21 protein-coding genes are annotated in these 23,809 nt (G+C 62.7%); 14 read left to right on the plus strand and 7 right to left on the minus strand.

Annotation, left to right across the window (positions count from 1 at the left end):
* The first annotated feature begins 82 nt into the window (after nt 1-82).
* From BTW08_RS07605 to BTW08_RS07625, 4 genes are all read left to right on the plus strand, one after another.
* Nucleotides 83-1,102, plus strand: a complete 1,020-nt coding sequence (locus tag BTW08_RS07605) for a LacI family DNA-binding transcriptional regulator (protein WP_083627750.1) — start codon at nt 83-85, stop codon at nt 1,100-1,102.
* Between the two features lie 152 nt (nt 1,103-1,254).
* Nucleotides 1,255-1,542 carry a DUF4235 domain-containing protein gene (locus BTW08_RS07610; protein ID WP_075561919.1) on the plus strand — a complete coding sequence of 96 codons (288 nt, stop codon included), beginning with the start codon at nt 1,255-1,257 and terminating at the stop codon, nt 1,540-1,542.
* A 289-nt stretch (nt 1,543-1,831) separates the two neighbouring features.
* Entirely contained in the window at nt 1,832-3,961 is a 2,130-nt protein-coding gene (locus BTW08_RS07615; protein WP_075561947.1) for a TonB-dependent siderophore receptor, read from the plus strand.
* A 452-nt stretch (nt 3,962-4,413) separates the two neighbouring features.
* Nucleotides 4,414-5,616 (plus strand): GGDEF domain-containing protein, encoded by a 1,203-nt coding sequence (locus BTW08_RS07625; protein ID WP_075561921.1) that lies wholly within the window; start codon nt 4,414-4,416, stop codon nt 5,614-5,616.
* 11 nt (nt 5,617-5,627) lie between these two features.
* Here the strand turns inward: BTW08_RS07625 and BTW08_RS07630 are convergent, their stop codons facing one another.
* The 3 genes from BTW08_RS07630 to BTW08_RS07640 all read right to left on the minus strand — a co-directional run bounded on the left by BTW08_RS07630 (nt 5,628) and on the right by BTW08_RS07640 (nt 8,814).
* Nucleotides 5,628-6,890 carry an AGE family epimerase/isomerase gene (locus BTW08_RS07630; protein ID WP_075561922.1) on the minus strand — a complete coding sequence of 421 codons (1,263 nt, stop codon included), beginning with the start codon at nt 6,888-6,890 and terminating at the stop codon, nt 5,628-5,630.
* A gap of 134 nt (nt 6,891-7,024) precedes the next feature.
* Nucleotides 7,025-7,888 carry an SDR family oxidoreductase gene (locus BTW08_RS07635; protein WP_075561923.1) on the minus strand — a complete coding sequence of 288 codons (864 nt, stop codon included), beginning with the start codon at nt 7,886-7,888 and terminating at the stop codon, nt 7,025-7,027.
* A 230-nt stretch (nt 7,889-8,118) separates the two neighbouring features.
* A complete protein-coding gene (locus BTW08_RS07640; RefSeq protein ID WP_075561924.1) occupies nt 8,119-8,814 on the minus strand; it encodes a VIT family protein in 696 nt (231 codons plus the stop codon).
* A gap of 1,176 nt (nt 8,815-9,990) precedes the next feature.
* On the opposite strand from BTW08_RS07640, the gene BTW08_RS07645 reads away from it, so the two are divergent.
* From BTW08_RS07645 to BTW08_RS07655, 3 genes are all read left to right on the plus strand, one after another.
* The gene (locus BTW08_RS07645) at nt 9,991-11,352 is read left to right on the plus strand and encodes a maltoporin (protein WP_075561925.1); all 1,362 of its coding nucleotides are present in this window, start codon (nt 9,991-9,993) and stop codon (nt 11,350-11,352) included.
* A gap of 100 nt (nt 11,353-11,452) precedes the next feature.
* Nucleotides 11,453-12,397 carry a MalM family protein gene (locus tag BTW08_RS07650; protein ID WP_075561926.1) on the plus strand — a complete coding sequence of 315 codons (945 nt, stop codon included), beginning with the start codon at nt 11,453-11,455 and terminating at the stop codon, nt 12,395-12,397.
* 161 nt (nt 12,398-12,558) lie between these two features.
* On the plus strand, nt 12,559-13,098 hold the full coding sequence (locus BTW08_RS07655) for a cytochrome b (RefSeq protein ID WP_210403216.1): 540 nt from the start codon (nt 12,559-12,561) through the stop codon (nt 13,096-13,098).
* A gap of 75 nt (nt 13,099-13,173) precedes the next feature.
* On the opposite strand, the gene BTW08_RS07660 is transcribed toward BTW08_RS07655, so the two are convergent.
* The 3 genes from BTW08_RS07660 to denD all read right to left on the minus strand — a co-directional run bounded on the left by BTW08_RS07660 (nt 13,174) and on the right by denD (nt 16,833).
* The gene (locus tag BTW08_RS07660; protein ID WP_075561928.1) at nt 13,174-14,346 is read right to left on the minus strand and encodes an L-rhamnonate dehydratase; all 1,173 of its coding nucleotides are present in this window, start codon (nt 14,344-14,346) and stop codon (nt 13,174-13,176) included.
* A 32-nt stretch (nt 14,347-14,378) separates the two neighbouring features.
* Entirely contained in the window at nt 14,379-15,767 is a 1,389-nt protein-coding gene (locus BTW08_RS07665; protein WP_075561929.1) for a gluconate:H+ symporter, read from the minus strand.
* 94 nt (nt 15,768-15,861) lie between these two features.
* Nucleotides 15,862-16,833: a D-erythronate dehydrogenase gene (gene denD, locus BTW08_RS07670; RefSeq protein ID WP_075561930.1), complete on the minus strand. Its 972-nt coding sequence runs from the start codon at nt 16,831-16,833 to the stop codon at nt 15,862-15,864.
* A gap of 222 nt (nt 16,834-17,055) precedes the next feature.
* Between denD and BTW08_RS07675 the strand changes: the two genes are divergently transcribed.
* Genes BTW08_RS07675 through otnI form a run of 5 tightly spaced genes read left to right on the plus strand, consistent with a single transcriptional unit; the run spans nt 17,056 to nt 21,740 of the window.
* Nucleotides 17,056-17,868: a FadR/GntR family transcriptional regulator gene (locus tag BTW08_RS07675; RefSeq protein WP_083627751.1), complete on the plus strand. Its 813-nt coding sequence runs from the start codon at nt 17,056-17,058 to the stop codon at nt 17,866-17,868.
* On the plus strand, nt 17,865-18,845 hold the full coding sequence (gene ltnD, locus BTW08_RS07680) for an L-threonate dehydrogenase (RefSeq protein WP_083627752.1): 981 nt from the start codon (nt 17,865-17,867) through the stop codon (nt 18,843-18,845). Before BTW08_RS07675 ends, ltnD begins: the two co-directional genes overlap by 4 nt.
* A 3-nt stretch (nt 18,846-18,848) precedes the next feature.
* The gene (gene otnK / locus BTW08_RS07685) at nt 18,849-20,192 is read left to right on the plus strand and encodes a 3-oxo-tetronate kinase (RefSeq protein WP_075561931.1); all 1,344 of its coding nucleotides are present in this window, start codon (nt 18,849-18,851) and stop codon (nt 20,190-20,192) included.
* Nucleotides 20,189-20,854 (plus strand): 3-oxo-tetronate 4-phosphate decarboxylase, encoded by a 666-nt coding sequence (gene otnC, locus BTW08_RS07690; RefSeq protein WP_075561932.1) that lies wholly within the window; start codon nt 20,189-20,191, stop codon nt 20,852-20,854. The genes otnK and otnC overlap by 4 nt, the downstream gene beginning before the upstream one ends.
* Before the next feature lie 58 nt (nt 20,855-20,912).
* Complete coding sequence (otnI, locus tag BTW08_RS07695; protein ID WP_075561933.1) at nt 20,913-21,740, plus strand: 2-oxo-tetronate isomerase; 828 nt, start codon at nt 20,913-20,915, stop codon at nt 21,738-21,740.
* 10 nt (nt 21,741-21,750) lie between these two features.
* On the opposite strand, the gene BTW08_RS07700 is transcribed toward otnI, so the two are convergent.
* Nucleotides 21,751-22,446: a S1-like domain-containing RNA-binding protein gene (locus BTW08_RS07700; protein WP_075561934.1), complete on the minus strand. Its 696-nt coding sequence runs from the start codon at nt 22,444-22,446 to the stop codon at nt 21,751-21,753.
* A 311-nt stretch (nt 22,447-22,757) separates the two neighbouring features.
* Here BTW08_RS07700 and BTW08_RS07705 point away from each other — a divergent pair, with 311 nt between their 5' ends.
* Together BTW08_RS07705 and BTW08_RS07710 are read left to right on the plus strand one after the other, a co-directional pair.
* On the plus strand, nt 22,758-23,129 hold the full coding sequence (locus tag BTW08_RS07705; protein ID WP_075561935.1) for a hypothetical protein: 372 nt from the start codon (nt 22,758-22,760) through the stop codon (nt 23,127-23,129).
* 235 nt (nt 23,130-23,364) lie between these two features.
* Complete coding sequence (locus BTW08_RS07710; RefSeq protein WP_110693640.1) at nt 23,365-23,736, plus strand: hypothetical protein; 372 nt, start codon at nt 23,365-23,367, stop codon at nt 23,734-23,736.
* Nucleotides 23,737-23,809 lie beyond the last annotated feature (73 nt).

The raw sequence follows: 23,809 nt of genomic DNA on the forward strand, positions 1-23,809 counted from the left end.
ATCATCGAAACAGCAACGCATGGAACGTCACGTACCGGCACCAGTTCGCAAACCGATGACGCTGACGTTTTAAGGATCGAAAGTGGCCAGAAACAGACGCAGTTCACAGCGCGTGACCATGGGCGAAGTCGCCCAGTTGGCCAACGTTTCACCGAGCACGGTATCGCTCTACCTGCGCCGACCTGGCGAGGTCTCCCCCCGCCGCGCCGACAAGATCCAGGCGGCCATCGACCGGCTCGGCTATCTCCCCAATACCATGGCCGGCGGGCTGGCCTCTTCTCGCTCCAACGTGATTGGCGTACTGGTGCCCACCATCACCAACTCGTTCTTTTCGGAGACGCTCGAGACGCTGGAACGCCATCTGCGCAGCGCCGGTTATCAACTGTTGATCGGCAACACCGAGTTCGACGATTCGCGGGAAGAGGAGCTGATCCGCTCGATCCTGAGCTGGAACCCCGCCGGCCTGGTGCTGACCGGCTTTCTGCATAACCGCAAGTCGCTGTCGCTGCTCGCCCACAACGACACGCCCATCGTCGAGATGTGGGACTACGGTCAGCCGGGACTGGACATGGTGGTGGGGTTTTCGCATCACAGCTGCGGTCGCCTGGTGGCCGAGCACATGCTGCGTCAGGGCCGGCGCCGGATGGCCTTCGTCAGCACCAACTTTCAGCGCGACGTGCGCGCAGGGGATCGTTACCACGGCTTTCGCGACACCGTCGAAGCCGCCGGCGGCACGGTCGAGCTTCGCGAGCTGAGCGGGCGCAGCCATGCCGAAGAGACCGGCCGGCTGACTCAGACGTTGCTCCAGGAACACCCCGAAATCGAAGCCATCGCCTGTTCCAACGATATGGTGGCGCTCGGGGTGATGATGGAATGCCAACGCCAGCACTGGGCCATTCCCGACCGCGTTGCCCTTGCCGGCTTCGGCAATCTGGACTTCACCACCAGTACCGTGCCTCCGCTCACCACCATCGAACCGCCGCGCCGGGAAATCGGCCAGCACACCGCCCGAATGCTGCTGTCACGGCTCAAGGGGGAACTGCCGGAGAGCGACAGACGCCTCGACCTCGGGGTGAGGCTGGTGGAAAGGCAAAGTGTCTGAGCGATCTCGGTTCGAAGGCCGCTCCCCGAAGCGCCACCGCAGCGCGAGACGCTCGGCCGGTTGCGAACGGTAGAAGCGATTCGGGCTACCGGGTGGAGAGATGTTCCGTCATCGGCCATGCTGATAGCCTCGAATTCAGCAAGGAGGCCTGCATGAAACCCTACACGCTCTGGACAATAATCGGCACTTCCACGGCCATCCTCTCGGGCGTGGCGACCCGCCAGGCGCTCAAGCAAGCGACCCGTCGTCACGCTTTCGAACCACCAATCAACCCGGACGATCCCGACGTACGCTGGCGCGAGGCGCTGCTGTGGGGCGCTGCTTCCGGCGTTGCGGTGGGCGTGGGCCGGATCCTGGGCTGGAAGATGGCCTCCAGCGGCCTGCGTCGCGCTCGCCGGACTCGTCGGGGCCAACGCCTGCTTTCGCGTATCGAAGACTGAAGTCGCGCCCCAGTGGCGGGCACCGACAGTTGCCCAATGCGAGGCGAAACGAAACGACCTCCCTCTGCCTGACGCAGAGGGAGGTCGTTTCATTATCGATCATCGACGAGTGCGCGCTGCCGCACAAGATTCCGACAGTGGACGAGTCAGCCATTCCTGAACGCGAATGAAACTGAGAAGAATTATCATTATTGACTGGCCGTCGTATGCTACGGATAATCCCCGAGCCCGCTACTAAAAAAACCGCGGGCCTATAAGAAGGGATCATTCACTCTTGGGGATCATCACGATGAGCGGTCGCAATCGCACGATCGTGAGCCGCGGGAACCCGCCTTGGTGGTACCAGACCACCACGGCGATTCTCTGCGGCTCCGTACTATTCGCCATTCCCGCCATCGGGTGCGCGCAGCAGACAGAAGACGGGGCGTACCGGCTATCTCCCGTTATCGTCAACGCTCAGGTAGCGCCCGATGACGACGCCGATACCGTGGTCGCCCGCGAGCTATGGGTTGGCGGCAAAGTCGCCACGAGCATTCAGGACACGCCTGCCTCCGTCTCGGTGATCACCCAGCAAGAGATCGAGCAGCGCGGTGCCCAGACCACCGAAGAAGTCCTGCAGTACACCCCCGGTGTCGTCACCGACTATTACGGCACCGACGACCGTAACGACTATTTCCAGATTCGCGGTTTTCAGGCCACGACCTATCGCGATGGCATGACGCTCGGCTCCATGCGCGGCGTGCGGGAAGACCCTTATGCCTACGAACGCATCGAAGTGCTGCGCGGCTCGAACTCGACGCTGTTCGGTCCAGCGGATCCGGGCGGCTCGGTCAACTTCGTCAGCAAGCGACCGCGTTTCGAGCGCTTCGGCAACGGCTTCCTCTCCTACGGCTCGTTCGATCACAAGGAAGCCGGCATCGATGTCGGTGATGTCCTGGATTCGGACCAGACGCTCGCCTACCGTTTCACCGGCAAGATTCAGGACAGCGATCGCGAGTACGACCACTCGAAGAACAACAACGGGCTGCTGATGGGCGGCCTGACGTGGGAACCGACGGATCAGACCTCGGCGACGCTGATCCTCGACTATCTCAATCGCGATGACACGCCCAACAGCGGCGGCTATCCGCTCGACCGGGAGTACGACCGGGACGATTTCTTCGGCGAACCCGGTTTCAACGACCATGATGTCGACCGCACCAGCGTCACCGGCCAGCTGATCCACGATTTCGAAAACGGCCTGACGCTGCGCGCCAACGTCCGCTACAGCGATCTCGAGGACGGCTTCCAGTACGTCTATATCACCGATTCCGCGGCACGCACCGGTACGCTACTGGATCGTGACTACTTCGGTACCGATACCGACGCTCACGAATTCATCGGCAACACGATCCTGCAGTACGATGCCAGCGTCGGCGATATCGACAGCAGCACGCTGGGCGGCGTCGAGTACCGTGATGCCTCGACCGATACTCAATCCATCTACGGCGATGCAGCGCCCATCGATATCGCCAATCCGGTCTACAGCGGCGGCCCCGATAACCTGACACCCTACCGGTACGAGAACCAGGATTACCGAACTCGCTCGGTCTTCCTGACGCAGAACCTCTCCTTCTACGATCGCTTCGTCGTCAGTGCCGGCGTGCGCAACGACTCGATGGATCTCTCCAGCGAGGGCGAATCCTACGGCGCCGCTTTCGATGACAGCGACGATGTCTCGGAGACCACCGTTCGCGGCGCGCTGACCTATATCGTCAGCGATGAGCTCTCCACCTACATCAGTTACGTGGAGTCGGTCGCGCCGCCCACCATCGGCGTCACCCCGGAGCGCGGCAAGCAGCAGGAGGTTGGCCTGAAGTACTCGCCCGACGGCATGAAGGCCCAGTTTTCGGCGGCAGTCTACAACCTCGAAAGAGACGACGTGACCATCGCCGTGGTGCAGGACAATGGCGCCATCGATCAGCAGACCGTGGGTGAATCCCGAGCGCGCGGGCTCGATCTCGAAGCCAAGGCCGAGTTGACCGACAGCCTGAGCATCGTCGGCGGCTACTCCTACCTGGATACGGAAGTGCTGAGCGGCACGCTCAACAGTGGCGCCTCGATCGAAGGCAACGACTTCGCCATCGCTCCGAAACACACCGCCATGCTGTGGGGCTACTACACGCTGCCGGGCGAGAAGATGAGCGTCGGCCTCGGCGCCCGCTATACCGATGGCTACTATTTCGACGCCGCCAATACGTCGAAGAGCGGTTCGGCGACACTGATCGACGCCGCCTTCGATTACCGGATCGTCCGCAACACCGACTTCACGGTCAACGTCAGCAACCTCTTCGACGAGCAGCACGTCGTCGGCTCCGGCACCGCCAACTACTACAACCCCGGTCGGGAGATCCGCGCGAAAGTGAGCTATCACTGGTAACACCGGTGATGACGTGTGGCACCACCCGAGCGGCCCCGGCCGCTCGGGGTGACTGTTGATGCCGCTTGCTTCCCCGTCGTCGTACCGGTCTTTAGTGAGAGCAGGACTCGGTCAGATGCTGCTGCGGTCGTCTCTACCATGCCGCCGATGCCATGACCCGGTCGCTCTGCCCCATGAAAAACGGAAAGTGGAAAGCAAAGTCGGTGGCCGAACGGCTGCCGAGAACGTTCGAGAAGATGCCATCCAACCGGAGTGTCGCAGTGTGGTCGGCAGCGCATGGTGACTGCCGGAAATTTGACTTCAGAACGTGACTCGTGAGGTCGATAGCGCTTAAATGACCGACGCCATCCCGACACATTCGCGCATGGGCTCTGGCTGGCGAGCGCATGGTAAGGCGCTGATCATGACGAAAAAGGCCGCTCTCGCCGATACTCACATGGATCGATCCGAACATGGCGTTCGACCCTGCCACGATACTGACACTGACCATCGCCATTGCGGCCGCTGCAGCGCTCTACCTGCTGCTGGAGTGGCGTAGCACGCAGGATGTCTCACTGCTTTACTGGTCCACCGGCTTCGCCTCTATCACGCTGGGATGTTCGCTGGCGCTGCTGCGCACCAGTGGCCATTTCCTGATCGGCGTCTGGTTCGCCAACGGCTTGCTGGTGTTCGCGCACTGGATGTTCCTGCTGGGGGTGGCGCGTTTCGTCGACGGACGGCTGTCACCGGCCTGGTGGCTGTTGATCCCGATCTGGTGTGGCCTTTTACTGCTGCCGGACGGCACGACTTCGTCGAAGTTCTACCTGATCGTCAACTCGTTGCTGGTCGCCACCCTCGCGTTGAGAGCGAGCCTGCTGCTCCAGCTGGAACGGGACGTGGCAACGCTGGGCACTCGCCAACTGCACTACACGCTGCTCATTCACGGCGTCTTCTATCTCGCCAAGGTGGCACTGGCGCTGATTCCCGGTGAGCTGATCGACCTCGTGGCCTATCGCGGCCTGGTGATTCGAATCTCGTTGATCGAAGGCGTCATGGCGATCCTGCTGATCGCGCTGTCGATGACCGGGACGGTGCGTTACCGGCGCGAACGGCAGATCGAGCGACTCGCCGAGCGGGACCCGTTGACCGCGCTCTACAACCGGCGCGCGTTCGAGACGCGAGCGCCGCGATTCTTGAGACATATCTCCCATGATCGGCCGGGGGCGCTGTTGCTGATCGACATCGACAACTTCAAGCCGGTCAACGACCTGCATGGTCATGCGGCGGGGGACCGGCTGCTGGTGACGTTGAGCGAACTGATTCGAGAGATTCTGCCCGAAGGCGCCCTGGCGGCCCGCCTGGGCGGCGACGAATTCGCGATTTTGCTGAGCGACAGCCCTCGCGAGACAGCCACGAGGCTGGGCGAGGAGCTGCGAGCTCGCTTTCATGCAGTCGCCTCGACGACTGTCGTCACCCCCATGGCCGTGACGCTGAGCATCGGCGGCAGCGTATTCGATCTGCCACCGAATGATCTGGGCGCGCTGATCGATCATGGCGACGCCACGCTATACGAGGCCAAACGCGGCGGCCGGGATCAACTGCGCGTGCTGGACCAGACCAAGTCGACCGGCGCGGGAGCTGACGAATCGACCCCCGCGCGCTCCATGTCGAACTGACGGCCGCCCCGTTACAAAGCGCCGTCGGCGATCGCTCTGGCCAGGGTCGGTGACAGTGGCAGACGGGGCAGCAGCGTTGCCTGATAGGCGTGATAGAGATCCGCCTTGCCGCTCCACACTTCGCTGGACGGATTATTGTGGCGATCGAGCTCCTGCCACCAGCTACCGCGTTCGCGATCGATCAGGAAACGATCGATGTAATCCCAGAAACAGCGATACCAGGTTTCGTAGGTGGCGTCGCCGGTACGCTTGAGCAGCGCCGCCGAGGTCGCGGCGGCTTCGGCGAGCGTCCAATGCATGCGCTCGTGCACTACCGGCTGGTTATCCCAGTTGTGGGTATAGACCAGGCCCGGTTGGCCATCGACGTGCCAGGCCAATTTGATCGCGCTATGGAAAAGCCCTTGGGCATCCTCGAGCAACCAGCCCGGTGTCTCTTCGCCATGGCGCAACAGCCCGCCTTCAAGGTGCAGCATCAGCCGCGACCACTCGAAGGCATGGCCCGGCGTGGCGCCGTAGGGGCGAAATTTATCCTTGGGGGTATCCTGATTGTAGTCGCGCCACTCGTTCCACTCGCTGTCGAAGTGCTCGACGACGCGATAGTCATTGGGTCTGGCGTGGGCGTGGATGATCCTGTCGACGATGGAAAGCGCGCGCCTGCGCCATTTCGGCTCGTCGAGAACGTCGGCCAGCTGCAGGAAGGCTTCGGTAGCGTGCATGTTGCTGTTGCCGCCGCGGTACGCTTCGTCTTCGCGCCAGTCACGCGAGAACCCCTCGCGCATCCGCCCTTCGTCTTCCGCCCAGAACCGGGTTTCGATCACGTCGACGATGTCGTCGAGCAGCGGCTTGGCCTCCTCGTCGCCTGCCTGCCAGGCACTGGCGGCCGCGAGTGCCACGAACGCGTGGATATAGGCCTGCTTGGTCTGCGTTTCACCCGACCTGGGCCGCTCGCCGTACCAGCCGCCATGCTCGCTATCCCGCAGGTCGCCCTTCAGCGCCGCGACGCCGTGCGCCACCAATGGCGCCATGCCCGGCTCGCCGCGCATCGCGGCCAGCGCGAAACAGTGCGTCATGCGGGCGGTAATCATGGTGTCGGGGTTGGCATCACCGGGCAGTCGGCCATCCTCGTCGAGCGCGGCGAAACCACACTCGGGATGGCGCGAAGCGCGATAGAACGCCAGCAGACGCTGGCCTTCACTTTCCAGCCAATGAAGATGCGCCGGCCGGTCCAGCCAGCTGTCCTGGCGTGGCGGCAAATTGGAAGTCGTACCTGGCATGCTTTCTCGAGCCTCCTCAGCCCTGTCGTCTGTCGACGATATCCTCAACGAGGAACCGTATGGATCGTGCGCCTATTCACCCCGCCCGTGACGTAAATGTCCATTCCACCTTCGCCGCTGCTAACCGGGAGAGATCAACCATTGACCACCATCCCGCCGTTGGGGTGAATCGTCTGACCGCTGATGAAGGACGAATCCAGCGAGGCCAGGAAGACGTAGCACGGCCCCAGTTCTGACGGCTGCGCGGCGCGCCCCATCGGCGTATCGGAGCCGAAATCCTCGAGCATCTGCGGGTCGTGGGCGCCTAGCGTGGCGGGCTGTAGCGGTGTCCATACCGGTCCCGGCGCGATCGCATTGACGCGAATGCCACGTCCCACGACCTGGTTCGACAGCGACCGGGTAAAGCTGACGATCGCCCCCTTGGTCGCGGTGTAATCCACCAGAAAATCGGGGCCGATATAGGCGTTGACCGAGGTCGTATTGATGATCGCGTCATCTTCGCCCAGATGAGGAAGCGCCGCCTTGGTGAGATAGAACATGCCATGCATGTTGGTGGCGAACGTCTCGCGCCACTGTTCGTCATCGAGCTCGGTGAGATCGTTACACACCTGCTGCGTGCCGGCGTTATTGACCAGAATATTGAGCCCACCGAAGGTCTCGACGACACGTTCGAGCGCAGAGCGGCAAAACGCGGCATCGCGGATGTCACCGGCGATCAGCAGACACCGGCGTCCTTCCGCCTCGATCAGGCGCTGCGTTTCCTTGGCATCGTCGTCTTCGCTGAGATACATGACCGCGACATCGGCACCTTCGCGGGCGAAGTGAATGGCTGCAGAACGGCCGATACCGCTATCGGCGCCGGTAATCAGCGCGATCTTGTTTTCGAGCTTGCCGCTACCGCGATAGCCCGGGCGAATGAATTCCGCTGGCGGCTGCATCAGGCCTTCTTTACCGGGTAGCGACTGTTGCTGCGCATGGATTTCGGTTTTCTTGACCATCGTTGGCCGCTCCTTGGCTCGGGTTGGGTTGTGCACTGGACGAGGCAAGCGAACTGAATCGAGTCAGCCGTAAAGCAGACGTCACTCGTTCAGACCGACTTCGTGCAGATGGCTTACCTGCCAATGGCTTGTCTGCCAATGAACAACAGTCTTAGTTGAAGGGTACGAGCTCGGCAAGTCGTTGCCGGCCACCCTGCAAGCCTGGCTCGCGACAGCCGATGCGTGCCCGATCAGGTCCCGGCCACGCCAAAGGCCCAGCCGACCGCAGCCGTTGCGCCCATGGCCATTAACCCCCATACAGTGACCCGAACCACGGCCACCCGCGGGCGCGAACCGCCGACTTTCGCCGACAGTATCCCCAGCAGGCCGAGCGCCACCAACGAACCGACGGCGACGACCACCGAAATGGCGTGTCGTGGCGCCATCAGCGAGGCGATGATCGGCAACCCCGCGCCGGCGAGAAAGGTCAGTGCCGACGTCAGCGCCGCCTGCAACGGGCGTGCCGCGTTGACCGTGCTGAAACCCAATTCATCGCGAGCGTGAGCGGCCAGGGCGTCGTGGTGCATCAGCTTCTCGGCCACTTCATGCGCCAGCGCGGTGGACAAGCCTCGCGCCTCGTAGATTTCCGCCAGCTCACGGGTTTCGAACTCGTAGTTGGCGTCCAGCTCACGCCGTTCACGCGCCAGATCGGCATGCTCGGTATCCTTCTGCGAGCTGACCGAGACATACTCTCCCGCCGCCATCGACATCGCCCCGGCGACTGCTCCGGCGGCGCCCGCCGTCAACACGCCGGCCAGCGTCGCGCCCGCCGCCGCCATGCCGATGATCAGGCTGGCGATGGAAACGATACCGTCGTTGGCGCCAAGCACAGCCGCCCGCAGCCAACCCACACGATCGGAGTAGTGGCGCTCCTTGGGTATGGACATGCCTGGCTCGTGTCCCCGCTCTGATCTCATGAGTCGCTCGTCACTCCTCTCGTCATCCATTGGATTGGCACCTGCTCTTTTCAGTGCTTCATTCCGGTTCACCATCCTCGCTCTTCCCTGGTTCTCCGTGCTGACTCGATCCTCGAATCGCCACCCTTGCCTCTGAAGCTTAGGCCAAGCCAATGGATCGAGGGGCGTCTCTCTAACCCTGGTGCATCGCGATGACCGCTGTGCGTTACCTGATCAGTAGGCACTGCGCTAATCACCCGGCACGGCATCGACCATTGGATCTCCTGCATGGCGGGGATCCAGCCGGCTTATCGCTGCTTATTCGGCCCGGCACATCAGCGGTCATGCGCATGAGAGCCACCGTCAATATGGCAAAAACTGTTTATCTGCGCATTAGTATCCTGGTCCCGAGCCGGCCCCTTTATCTCATTGCCGACAACAGTATTTTTTAAAAACCCGAATCGCCGTGCCCTGATCACCGTCAAAAAGAGCGCCGTCTTTATCACAGCTGACAGCTAGTAATATTTAATACTTTGGTATGTAGGACAAAGCTTACACAGCACAGGAAATCTTCATAGGTCGTTGTAAAAAATGCGATTTTGAAGAGTAACACTGGAGTTAGTTCAGACCTTTGTCTAACTAGACCATGGTTACAATGAAAGTTTACGAATTAATCGAAATAATGGCGCCCATCGCCGGTGATCAAAAACAACGACTCATGCCTGGCGAGGTGTCGAAGCGACACATCAATGGCAGCACCGGGTCGCATAGCGCCAGTCAATGCGGATTTACGACTCAGGCTTCCAATGAAGCTGGCAATGTTTCAGCGAACGAATAAGTAGTCAGTGCGACATTCTCGCCAAATTCTTTCCGGCCAAAAGCCGGTCGCTGATACTCGATTCATGAGCGGGCAAGGCAGCAACAGGTAACAAGGGAACGCAACATCGCCACATCGATAATGGATAAAAACCGGATTCGCTCACACCCCTTTCGGGTAGCTACCAGGATGTGAGTACGCCGAGCATGACGCTTTGGCAGAGCCTCGCGCGTGTCCGCCGACGGCGGATTTCTTCCAGAGCGCCTTGCGTAGCCGAATGATTCATACGGCTGCCAAAAAACAGCAATCAACAACAGCAATCAACGATAAGACCACGAGGGACACCCATAATGATTGCCTCACAATCCGTGCTACGCCGGCCGCTCCTCGCCGCTGTCATCGGCGCTTCCTGCGTCATGCCGGCCCTGGCCCATGCCGATATCAATCCCAACTTTTTCGGCTACGCCCGTTCCGGTATCGGTTCGACCTCCGGCGGCGGCAGCCAGACCTGCTTCAAGTCGGCAGGAGCCCCGGCCAAGTACCGCCTGGGTAACGAATGCGAGACCTATGCCGAGCTGGGCCTGGGCGCACAGCTCTATCAGCAGCAGGATACGTCGTTCGACTTCGCCAGCCGCGTCGCCTATGTCACCGCCCAGGACAACGACTCCGAATCGCTTCAGGACGATGACAACGACATCGCCCTACGGGAAATGTACGTCTCGGGTACCAACGTCGTCAGTGGCCTACCCGGCGCCTCGCTCTGGGCCGGTAAGCGCTTCTACAAACGCCACGATATCCACATGAACGACTTCTACTACTGGGACGTTTCCGGTCCTGGTGTGGGGATTTCGGATATCGATGTCGGCACCGGCAAGCTGAGTTTCGCCTGGACCCGCAGCTCCGGCAACGATGACGGCGATGGCCTGTTCCCTGATTCCGGTCAGCAGATCTCGGACGACACGGTCGATGCGCGCTGGACCGACATTCCCGTCAATCCCGGCGGCACGCTGCAGCTGGGTATCGACTACGGCCGTTCGTCGCTATCCAAGTGGCAGAAGGACTATTACGACGATCAAGGCGTCGATTACGACGACGGCGACAAGGGCTGGATGGGCACCATCGAGCACACCCAGAGCGGCTGGTTCGGCGGCAGCAACACCTTTGCCGTGCAGTACGCGACGGATGGCATCATCACCCGTGACGGCAACGCCGTCGGCCGCGGCACCGGCTCGCTGCGCCAGGAAGGCAGCATGTGGCGCGTGCTCGACAGCGGCCAGATCTGGCTGGCGCCGGACAAGCTCGACATGCTCTACGCCCTCGTCTACGAAGACAAGGACATGGACGACAACACCGGCCGCAAGTGGTTTTCTGCCGGCGTGCGCCCAGTCTACTACTGGAGCGATATCATGAGCACGGCGGTCGAGCTGGGCTATGACCGCATCGAGCCGCAGGGTGGCGTGAACGGCTATGACAGCGGCGATCACCATCTGACCAAGCTGACCCTCGCTCAGCAGTGGTCGGCCGGTCGCGGCGCGATGATTCGCCCGACCATCCGCCTGTTCGCCACTTACGCACAGTGGAACGGCGACGCCTACACCGATGCCCGCCAAGCCAACTCGCTCGACACCGGCGCCGGCCCCAACAACGTCGACATCGACGACAACAATGGCCTGACCTTCGGTGCGCAGATGGAGGTGTGGTGGGGTAGCTGATCCCCACAATCGCGAGAGCCATGCTCGCGCTGTTTCGATCCTTTGGGCTCCGGCGGCTTCATGCCCCGGGGCCGTTTTCGTCTCCAGCAGGAGTTGCCGAATGTTGCGTTCGTATCGACTGATCGTGCCGTTGAGCACGGTACTCATTGCCCTGGCGGGATGTAGCACACCGCTGATGGCGCCCCACTCTCCGACCCTCCCGCCGCAGGAAGGGCAGCAGGCGTTGGCGCGCACGACGGACTGTTGCAGCTCTCTCGCCAGTTTGCCGTACCGCCCCATTACGGCGGAGGAGACGCTGACGCTGAACTTCACGCCGCAGTCCCCGGCTCATGATTTCGGCGACGGCAAGAGTTTCTTCCAGGCCTTCGAGCTACCCCGCAACAACGGGCCGATCGCCTTGAGCGTCTCCAGCTCGATTCGCGACGGCCAGGTCTTCGCACCCACGATCCTGGTGCTCGACGCGAACTTCCAGCCGGTCAGAAAGGTATCGAGCGATTCACTTAAGGTACGTCGTCCCACCGGCTTTACTGCCGCGCGCCTGGGGGGAGAATTCAGTTTGACGCCGGGGGCGGATGCCCAGTACGTCGTCATCTATACCAGTACTGAAGATCGCCAGGCATCGACGCCCTACGAGTCGGAAGAGAAAGCCTACGCCCGTGTGAGAGGTCTCGCCGAACCTGCCGGCCCGGACCCTCGCGCCACCCATGCCGCGACTGGCGAAGTGTCGCTCGAGATCGCCTCGCTGACTCGCGACACCGGCATGGCGCCACTACTTGGCAGCAACCCCGCGCAGATGCCTCAGACGTCCGGCTCCCGCCCGCAGCCCAGCGCGGCCGCGCCGGCCACAGCGACGGCTCCGACCACAACGACGGCTCCGACCACAGCGACCAATGCGCCGGATTTCGATTACCGCCGCATGATCGACGCTGCGCTCAAGGCCGGCGACGTCGAACTCGCGCTGGATCTTGCCGAACGGGCCGAGCGCAGCGGCCATCCCGGTACCCGCGCCTGGCTGGCTGAACGCTTGCAGGCCAAAAAGCCCTGACAGGTTCATGATGGCCTCACGCCGTGGTGCTGCAGGTCGCGCCACGGCGGATGCGCTTGAAGGCAATGCGCGATCCCGGCTTAAGTCAGCCCTGTTAAGTCAGCCCTAAGCCGGCGCCGACTAGGATGGATGTTGGCTCGTCCATCAGAGGATCGCATGTCGTGAACATCACGCCCATCAACAGATATTCGGCAAAGGCCCGTCACTTTCACTGGACAGTCGCCGCACTGGTCGTGCTGGCCTACGCGCTCATCCTGTCGACGGATCTCTTCCCGCGCGATACCGGCATACCGGATTTTCTGCTCCAGAGCCATTTCTGGGCGGGTATCGGCGTGCTGCTGTTGGCGATCCCTAGGTTGATCGAACGCCTCCGGAAGTCTCCGCCACCCGTTTCGCCGCCACTGCACCCGAAGCTCGAACTGCTGTCGCGCATCACCCACTGGGCGCTCTACGCGTTTCTGTTCGCGCAGCCGCTGCTGGGCATCTCGACAGTATGGCTGAGTGACGGCGCGATCCCGATCCCCGGTACGTCACTGGCGGTGCCTTCACCCTTCGGCGTGTTGCCGCATGTGGGCCACTCGCTGGAATCGATCCACAAGACGCTGGGCACGGTGTTCTACTACGTGATCGGCTTGCATATCGCGGCAGTGGTCTGGCATCAGTTCGTGCGCCGGGACAACCTGCTCAAGCGAATGTGGTGACGTGATGGCGTGAAGCGCCGCGACGGTGGGCTCCGGTGAGTGGCGACGCGACGCTGTTCGCGCCGCCACGGCCCCTCACTCGAGGATATGGAAACCGTCGAGGTAGCGCTCGTTGAGGGAGAGGCCGAGCCCCGGTATGTCGTCAGCGAGGTCCAGATAACCATCGACCGGCTCGGGGTCGCCTTCGAATAGGTAGTAGAAAAGCTCGTTGCCGATCTCGATGTCATGCACCGGGAAGAACTCCGACATTGGCGATGCCAGCGACGACATCGTCAGATGGTAGTTGTGCATCTGCCCCGCATGCGGGATCACCGGCACCTCGAACGCTTCCGCCATGGCATTGATCTTGCGCGCCACGGTGATGCCGCCAACCCGGTTGGTATCGTACTGGATCACCGCGACCGCACGCTTTTCCAGTAACTGGCGGAAACCGTGGACGGTGAACTCATGCTCGCCGCCGGAGATCGGCATCGGCGCGATGCGATTGAGCTCCGCGTAGCCGTCGATATCGTCGGCAATCACCGGCTCCTCCAGCCAGCGCAGGTCGAAAGGCGCCAGCTTGGGGAACATGCGCCGGGCATAGTCGAGATTCCAGCCCATGTAGCAGTCGGCCATCAGGTCGATATCCTCGCCGATCACCTCGCGAACCGCCGCGACGCTCTTGAGATTCTCGCGCATGCCTTTCGGCCCGTCCTTGGGCCCATAGCCGAAACGCATCTTCATCGCCTGGAACCCCTGGTCGAGATAGCCCTGCGCCTCCGCCTGCATGACCTCGAGATCGTCGTGGTAGAGCTTGGAGGCGTAGCACGGGATCTTCTCCTTGGTACGACCGCCGAGCAGCTTGAACACTGGCTTGTCGAGCGCCTTGCCCATCAGGTCCCAGAGCGCGATATCGACACCGGAGATCGCCGCCATGCCGATGCCGCGCCGCCCCCAGGCCAGCGTGGCGCGGTACATGCGCTGCCACAGGTATTCGTAGTCGAACGGATCCTGGCCCACGATCAGCGGCGCCAGATGCTGGTCGACGATGGTCTTGGCGACCCTCGGCGCCAACGCCACGTTGCCAAGACCGACCAGACCGCTGTCGGTCTCGATCTCGATCACCGTCCAGCCGTGAAAGCGAAAGCTCTGCATCGCATCGCCGCGATCCCACAGCGCATCCATGGCGTTGGTGCAGAAGTGCGCCTTAGGCGGCACCGTCTCGCCTTTCCATTCGAAAACCCGGGCGCGGACGCGGGTGATTTTCATATCGGGACTCCTTGTCGTCTGACGGGCGGCCATCAACCCACGAAGGAGTTGGCGACCAGCAGCGCCACCAGCCCGGTGGCCCAGCCCAGCGTGGTCGGCACCGACAGCACCAGTAGTTGATGCTTGGCGGTCTTGACCCCCAGCAGGCGATTGACGACCCAGAAGTAGCTGTCGTTGAAGTAGCTGAAGAATAGCCCGCCGAGACACGCCGCCTGGGCCGCCAGCACCATGTTGACGTCCGGCATCGAGGCCAGGATCGGCGCCGAGATCGACGCGCCGGTAATCATCGAGACCGTGCCGCTGCCCTGCACGAAGCGCACCAGCGTGGCGATGATGAACGGGATCAGCACCGCCGGCAGCGCCAGTCCGGCAATGCTCTCGCCGATGTAGTCACCGGCACCGCTGGCCCGCAGCACGGCACCCAGCGCGCCCCCGGCACCGGTCACCAACAGGATGATACCGGCGCTTTCGACGCCTTTTTCCAGATGCGCCAGGACCTGATCCTTGGGCATCTTCGGCACCAGACCGTAGACCGCCACCAGCACGCCGATGCCCACCGCGATCACCGGATGGCCGACGAACTGGACGATCTGAACGACGATACCCGGCGCATCGCTGTCGCCCACCACCGCCGTCACCAGCGTGTTGAGAAAGATCAACAGAATCGGCAGCCCGATCGGCAACACCGACTTGAACAGCGTCGGCAGCTCGCTTTCCTCCAGGTGAGCCGCGAGCGGATCGTCTTCGGTGTCGCGTTTCAGCGATCCCGGCACGTCACGCTCGATCATCGCCTCGATACGCGGCCCCATGAAACGGGCGTAAAGCACCATCACGATCAGCGCCGGCGCGGTGAAGACCAGGCCCCAGGCGATCATCAGGCCGATATCGACCCCGAAAATACCGGCGACGCCCAGCGGCCCCGGCGTTGGCGGTACCGCGCTATGGGTGACCGCCAGCCCCGAGGCCAGCGCGATGCCGAGCGTCAGCACCGAGCGCCCGCTGTTGCGCGCCAGCGCCCGCACCAGCGGATTGAGGATCACGTAGGCGGAGTCGCAGAAGATCGGGATCGAGACGATATAGCCGGTAATCGCCATGGCCCAGTCCTCGCGATCCTTGCCGAGCAGCTTGAGAATCGAATAGGCCATGCGCTGGCCGGCACCGGAGACCTCGAGAATTCGCCCCATCATCACCCCGAAGCCGATGACCAGACCGATGGTGGAAAGCGTCTTGCCGAAGCCGGTGGTGATCGAATCGATTACCGCATTGGGCGACATGCCGCCGATCAGGCCGGCGATCGAGGCGGCGATGACCAGGGCGAGTAGCGCATGAACGCGGGTCTTCAGCACCAGCGCGATCATCACGAAGATGGCGATACCCAGGCCGATGATGACCTGGGGACCTGCAATAGCAGCGTCTGTCATGGCATGAACTCCTTGTGGGCTTTATTGAGTGTTGTTGCCTGTCTGGTTCAAGGAACGGATCTACCGAGTCTGGAGCGTCTTGTCAGAGAACGGATCAGTTATCGAGTTCGTCCTCTCGCTCGTCCTCGAGATAGGCGTGGATAATCGCGTCGAAATCGCTGTCGGCCTGAAAGCCGAGATTCAGCGGCCGTTCCACATCCAGCCCGCCCGGCCAGCTGGCGACGATGGCATCGATGCCGGCATCCGGCTCGAAGCGCACGAGATCGCGGACGGCGGTGCCAGCCTGGCGCTCGAGCGCGTCGAGCATCTCGTTCACCGTCACCGTGATGCCGGGCAGGTTGAGCGTGCGCCAATCGCCCAGCGCCTCTCCCTCGAGCGCCAGCGCATGGACCAGATTGGCCACCACGGCGCGGGGCGAGGAGAGCCACAGCGGCAGGCCGGCATCCACCGGGCAGATCGCCTCGACGCCCGCAAGCGGCTCGCGAATGATCGAGCTGGCAAACGACGAGGCCGCCTGATTGGGTTTGCCGGGGCGCACCACGATGGTCGGCAGGCGACAGACACGGCCATCGACGAAACCGCGCCGGCTGTAGTCGTTGACCAGCAACTCACCCATCGCCTTCTGCGCCCCGTAGGAAGAACGTGGTTGCGGGCCGATCGCCTCCGCCACCGGCTGCGACAGCCCAGGCCCGAACACCGCCAGCGAGCTGGCGAACAGGAACCGCAGCCGCTTCGGATGGGCCCGGCACGCTTCCAGCAGCGTGCGCGTGGCGTCCAGATTGACCCGCATGCCGAGCTCGAAGTCGGCTTCCGCCTGAGAACTCACCACCGCCGCCAGATGGCAGACGGCGCCGGTGTCTTCGCCAAGCGCTTGCTCGATCAGTGCCGGATCGGCGACGTCACCGGTGAGCGAATCGACCCGATCGTCGCCCACCGGGCACGGCGCCAGGTCGATCGATGTCACCCGCGTCACGGCCCGCCCGTCGAGCACGACCTCTCCCGCAAGCAGCTGTTGAATCAGTCTGGCCCCGAGAAAACCGGCGCCTCCCGTTACGATCACATGCATGGCGTTGCTCCTTTGCGGCGCTGCCTTCGTTCACTGAACGGCGCTCAATTGACCAAAGGCGAATTGCGCTGACCTTTGCGATTTAACATCTTGTCTGACAAATTGGCCGTACAGGCAATACCGCCATTGGTCGGAGAGCGTCGCCAATCGCCATCATGGCGGCGTCCTCCGAGTCGGATCTTCGACGAACGCATAAGGCGTTTTCAGCGTGAGTGAAAACACATGAGTGAAACCCAGGAACAGCCGTCACGCGGCCCGCAGCTTTCCGAGCAGGTGGCCCAGCGTTTGAGCGATGCCATCCAGGCCGGCGAATGGGGTCGCGGCGCGCGCCTGCCCACCGAAGCGGCACTGGGCGAGCGTTACGGCATCAGCCGCTCGGTGGTGCGCGAGGCGATCTCGATGCTGCGCAACGGCGGCCTGGTCACCTCGCGCCGGGGCAGCGGCAGTTTCGTTGCCGAATCTCCCACGGTGTCGCTGCGCCTGGCGATTCCCGATCCCGACATTCAGTCGGTGATCGAGGTGCTGGAACTGCGCCGACCGCTGGAGGTGGAAGCCGCCCGCCTCGCCGCCGAACGGCGCACGCCTTCTCAGCTGCGCCGAATTCGCAATGCGATGGTGGATATCGACGAAGCCGTCGAAGCGGGGCTTTCCGGGGTCGATCAGGATCTCGCCTTTCATCGCACCATCGCCGAAGCGGCCAACAACACGCATTTCACCGCCGTGCTCGATTTCTACAACCGCTTTCTGCATCACGCGATCCGTGTGACGCGCACCAACGAGTCACTGCGCGAGACCTTCATGCTGCAGGTGGTCGGCGAGCATCAGGCCATACTCGACGCCATTGCCGCTGGCGATGCCGAAGCCGCCGCTCGCGCCGCCGCCATCCATCTGGAACATGCCGAAACGCGCCTGCGTCAGGCGCCTACAGACCTTCTCAAGAGCGTGCTCGAGCGCGTGGAAGCGCAGCGCAGCTCGGTGGCCGTCACGCCCTCGGAATCGGCATCGACAGAACATACGGGAGACAACCCGCAATGAGCATTTCACAACGACCACGGGTCGGAGTCATCGGGCTGGGCTCGATGGGAATGGGCATGGCAACCTCGCTGGTGAACGCCGGCTTCGAGACCTGGGGCTGCGATCTGCGCGAGGAGGCGCGCGCGAACTTCGGCGAGGCCGGCGGCCATGCCGTGGCCACCCCGGCGGAGATGGCCGCCGCCGTCGAGATCGTGCTGACCGTGGTGGTCAACGCCGAACAGACCCGAGCGGTGCTGTTCGGCGACGGCGGGCTGCTACCGGGGCTCGCGCCGGATAGCGTGGTCATCTCGTGTGCAACCTGCGCGCCGGATGACGTGCAGGCGCTGGGCATCGATCTGGCGGTCCACGATATCCACCTGCTCGATGCGCCGATCTCGGGCGGTTCGGTCAAGGCGGCCGCCGGTCAGCTAACGATCATGGCTTCCGGACCCGCGGCTTTGTTCGAGCGTGCCGAAAACGTGCTCGACGCCCTCGCCGCCAAGGTATTTCGTCTGGGAGACGGGCTGGGTCAGGGTTCGCAGGTCAAGCTGGTCAACCAGCTGCTCGCCGGGGTGCATATCGCCGCGGCCGCCGAGGCGATGGCCTACGGCATTCGCGGCGGCTGCGATCCGCGAACGCTGTACGAGGTGATCACCCAGAGCGCCGGCAATTCATGGATGTTCGAGAATCGCGTGCCGCACATCCTGGCCGGCGACTACACCCCGCACTCGGCGGTGGACATCTTCGTCAAGGATCTCGGCATCGTTCATGACACCGCCCATCGCGACAAATTCCCGCTGCCGCTCACCGCCCAGGCGCTGAGCCAGTTCACGCTGGCCTCGGCGCAAGGTCTCGGTCGCGAAGACGACATCGCCGTGGTCAAGGTCTATCCGGGTATCACGCTTCCCGGCACGGCCGCCAATGATGCCGGATTCGGCCCGGGCACCGATCTCGACGGCGGCCCCAACGCCGATCCCAATGACCACGGAGGTGCTTGAGCGATGGCGAACTCTCTTTCAAAAGCGGATGAGCGACAGCCCAGCACGCGGCCCATCCTCGGCTGTATCGCCGATGACTTCACCGGCGCCACGGATCTGGCGAGCATGCTGGTCAGCGCCGGCATGCGCACGCTGCAGACCATCGGCGTCCCCGAGACTCCGCTGGAAGCGGGCGTGGACGCGGTGGTGGTGGCGCTGAAATCACGCACGATTCCTGCCGAGGACGCCATCGAACAATCGATCCAGGCGCTCGACTGGCTGCGGGAACAGGGCTGCGAGCAGTTCTACTTCAAGTACTGCTCCACCTTCGATTCGACGCCGGCGGGCAATATCGGCCCGGTCACCGAGGCGTTGATGGACGCACTGGGCACCGACTTCACCGTCGCCTGCCCGGCGCTGCCGGCCAACCGCCGCAGCGTGTTCAACGGCTATCTGTTCGCCAACGGCGTGCCGCTCAACGAAAGCGGCATGCAGGATCACCCGTTGACGCCGATGACCGATGCCAATCTGGTGCGCGTGCTCGGCGCGCAGACGACGCGCAAGGTGGGCCTGATCGACTACGTCACGCTGCGCCAGGGCGACGCTGCCGTGACTGCACGCATCGACGCGCTCAAGGCTGAGGGCGTCGGCATCGCGATCTGCGATGCCATCGATAACGACGACCTGTTCATACTGGCGCGCGCCTGCCGCGATCTGCCGCTGGTGACGGCGGGTTCCGGCCTGGCGCTGGGGTTGCCGGCCAATGTCGCCCAACGCCTCGGCCACACCGAAGATGCGGCTCGACTCGAGCCCGTCGCCGGGCGTGAAGCCATATTGAGCGGTAGCTGCTCGCGGGCCACGCTGGCTCAGATCGAACATGCCCGGGCGTACATGCCGAACTTCCACCTCGATGCCCTGGCGCTGAACGATGACTATCAAGGCGTCGTCGATGCCGCGCTGGCGCATGCCGAGACCCATTTCGACTCCCAAAACGCCGATTCCGGCAACCACGACGCGCCCGGCCCGATGCTGATCTACGCCAGCGCCTCGCCGGAGGAAGTGCGCCGGGCGCAACAACGGCTCGGCGTGCAGCAGGCCGGCGAGCTGGTCGAGCGCGCCATGGCCGAGATCGCCAGCGAGCTGGTCGGCCGCCTCGGCGTGCGTCGGCTGCTGGTTGCCGGGGGCGAAACCTCCGGCGCCGTGGTCAGCGCGCTCGACGTTCAGGGGCTGCGGATCGGCGACAGCATCGATCCCGGCGTGCCGTGGACGACCACCCTGGGTACCCAAGAACCGCTGGCGCTGGCGCTCAAGTCGGGCAACTTCGGCGCCCCCGATTTCATGACCAAAGCCTGGAAACTGATGCCATGACCGCGATCCACACCTCGACATCCGCCACCGAAAACCGCCTGCGCGAAGAGATTGCCGAGATCGGCCGCTCGTTTCGCAACCTGGGCATGGCACCGGGGACATCCGGCAACATCAGCGCCAAGCTCGAAGACGGCTGGCTGATGACGCCGACCAACGCCAGCCTTGGCGCACTCGATCCGGCGGAGATCTCCAAGCTCGACTGGGACGGCAATCTGCTGGCCGGCAAGCCGCCGACCAAGGAGTCTTTCCTGCACCGGGCGTTCTACGAACAGCGCCCGGATACCGGCGGGATCATCCACCTTCACGCCACGCACTCGGCGGCGGTCTCGTGTCTCAACGGGCTCGACGAACACTCCTGCCTGCCGCCGATCACACCCTACTTCGTGATGCGTGTCGGCCGCCTGCCCTTGGTGCCCTACTATCGCCCCGGTGACGCTGCGCTGGGGGAGGCCGTGCGCGACTACGCCTTGGATCACGCCGCGGTGCTGCTGGCCAATCACGGCCCGGTGGTCGCCGGCAAGACGCTGGAAGCGGCGCGCAACGCCATCGAAGAGTTGGAAGAAACCGCCAAGCTCTATCTGCTGCTGCGCCAGCACGATGTACGCACGCTGAACGAAAAAGAGATCGACGAACTGCGCGACGCTTTCGGGGCCCAGTGGTAGCCGCGCATTCGTCTGCCCGTATCGCCACCGTTAACAAGGTCATTGAGGAAATCAGGCCATGCCGCGTTTCGCTGCCAATCTCAGCATGATGTTCAACGAAGTTCCGTTCATGGAGCGCTTCGCCAAGGCCGCCGCCAACGGCTTCGAGGGAGTCGAGTTCCTGTTTCCGTACGACTTCGAGCCCGAAGCGATCGCCGCCGAGCTCAAGCGCCACGGGCTCGAGCAGGTGCTGTTCAATCTGCCGCCGGGTGACTGGGCTGCCGGGGAGCGCGGGTTGGCAGCCCTGCCCGGGCGCGAAGCGGAGTTCCGGAATAGCGTCGATACCGCCATTCGCTATGCCAAGGCGTTGAACTGCCCACGCCTGCACGCGATGGCCGGTTTCATTTCCGAATCGGTACAGGAATCAGCAGCTGGCTCAACCTCGGAGAATGTTTCCCGTGAAACATTTTCCAGTAACCATCAGATTTATCTGGAAAATCTTCGCTTTGCCGCACGAAAGCTCGCCGAGCACAACCTGACGCTGCTGATCGAGCCGATCAACACTCGCGACATGCCGGGCTACTTTCTCAACCACCAGGCCGATGGCCACGCGATCATTGCCGAGCTGAACGAGCCCAACATCAAAGTGCAGATGGATTTCTACCACACCCAGATCATGGATGGAGATATCTGGAAGACCTACCAGCGCTATCGCGATGGCGTGGGCCACATCCAGATTGCCGGCGTACCCGAACGGCATGAACCGGATAGCGGCGAAGTGAACTATCCGTGGCTGTTCGAGCAGCTCGACCGCGACGGCTATGGTGGCTGGCTCGGCTGCGAGTACAAGCCGCGCGGTGACACGGAGGCAGGATTGGGGTGGTATCGCGCCTGGCAGCAGCGCTGACAGGCGAGGATCAATCGCCCTCGACCAGCCGGATCCCGTCGTCTTCGATGACGATCCGGCGCTGCTTGTAGAGCCGGCCGATGGCCTGCTTGAAGGCATTCTTGCTGACGCCGAGCCGGGCCTTGATGGCATCGGCCGAGCTCTTGTCGCCGAGCGCCAGGAATCCGTCGTTGGCGCTCAGCGCTGCCAACACCTTGTCGCCGACCACGTCCAGACGCGCCTGCCCCGGCGGCAGCAGCGACAGATCCAGACGGGCATCGTCGCGCACACGGCGAACATAGCCATCCATGCGATCCCCCCGGCGTAGCGGGCGCGACATGTCGTCGTGATACAGCAGTCCCCAGAAGCGACTGTTGACCACCGCCTTGGCGCCCAGGTCGGTGAGATCGGCGATGGTTAGCGACACTCGATCGCCCGCCTTCAGGCCTTCCGACTCGTCCTGCAGGAACTTGTCGATCTTCATGCTCGCCACCGGGCGCATGCGATCGTCGACATAGATCATCACCAGCACCCGCTTACCCGCGTCCGGGCGGAAGCGCTGCTCGCCGAACGGCAGCAGCAGATCCTTGGGTCGCCCCCAGTTCAAGAACGCACCGATATCGGTGACCTGCGTCACCCGTAGATACGCGACATCCCCCACGTTGACCTGAGGCTCGGCAGCGCGTGGCGATTCGGCGGGGGTGTCATCCCGAGGCGTGCGGGTCATAGGGCGTTCTCAGCTGGCAAGCGGTGAATGAGGTGGCGCCATTATGGGGTGAGCGACGGAAACGAGCAAAACGCGCTGCAGTGAATGGACCACCGGAGGCGGAGCGCAACCGGCCTTTCTTGCCGAGTCTCCCATCACGCGGGAAGAAGGTTTACACTTCAGCAGCAACGCATACCTTAGACCTTCGTATTAATCCCATCGATAGTCGAATTCACTAGGCGTGATTAGCAGCCTAAAGAGTTGGCTCCCATAATGTCGTCACAGGTTGAGGCCGAGAGGCCATTAAAAAAGACATTATTGGAGGCAACATCATGAAAAATCGTATTCTCGCCGCTATCGCCATCGCCGTCGCTCTGCCCACCGTCGCTCAGGCCAACAGCGTCGTCGAACAGCGTCACTTCGATCAGCAGAGCGAAGCGCTCAGCATCGAGCAGACCGCGCAGTATCACGCGCTGCCGACTCGCTACACCGTCGACACCGTCGATGGCGGCCACAGCAATGCCGCCGATCAGTCTCTGAAGAACGTGGCCGGGTCCACTCAGCTGGGCACCGACGTGCAGCCGTCTCGCAACACCCTGATCGGTGAAGGCCAGAGCGCCGCTGCCGGCCAGGCGCTGCAGAACGCCACGCAGACCGTCAGCAATGACAAGGGCAACGTCGAAGTGAACTTCGCCAGCCTGTAAGTCTTGCCTTCGGGCACCATCACAGCGCTAGACCATCAAGGGAGCCATTGGCTCCCTTCTTGGTTTTATATCCTGCAAAAATGAACTATTTCAGGTGCTACAACCACCATCATTTTTGTCGATAGTTTATTTCGCGCCATTCGATTTTTGTTAGACGGCTAACAGACCGATAATGACATCACCGGTTGAGGCCAAGAGCCCAACACCAAAACAGATGATCATTGGAGGCAACACCATGAAAACTCGCATTCTCGCCGCTATCGCCATCGCCGTTGCTCTACCCACCGTCGCTCAGGCCAACAGCGTCGTTGAACAGCGCCACTTCGACCAGCAGAGCGAAGCGCTCAGCATCGAGCAGACCGCGCAGTATCATGCGCTGCCGACTCGCTACAGCGTCGACACCGTCAACGGTGGCCATAGCGCCGCGGCAGACCAGGCTCTGCAGCAGGTCGCCAACACCACCCAACTGGCAACCGACATCGAAGCGTCCCACAGCGACTTGATCGGTGAAGGTCAGAGCGACGCTGCTGCTCAGGCGCTGCAAAACGCCACGCAGACCGTCAGCAATGACAACGGCAACGTCGAAGTGAATTTCGCCAGCCTGTAAGTCTTCGCCTTCGGGCGCAGTCTCACCGCTAGTCGAAAAAGGGAGCCATCGGCTCCCTTTTGGTTTTATATCC

This window comes from Salinicola sp. MH3R3-1, from assembly GCF_001937155.1.
Classification (GTDB): domain Bacteria; phylum Pseudomonadota; class Gammaproteobacteria; order Pseudomonadales; family Halomonadaceae; genus Salinicola; species Salinicola halophyticus.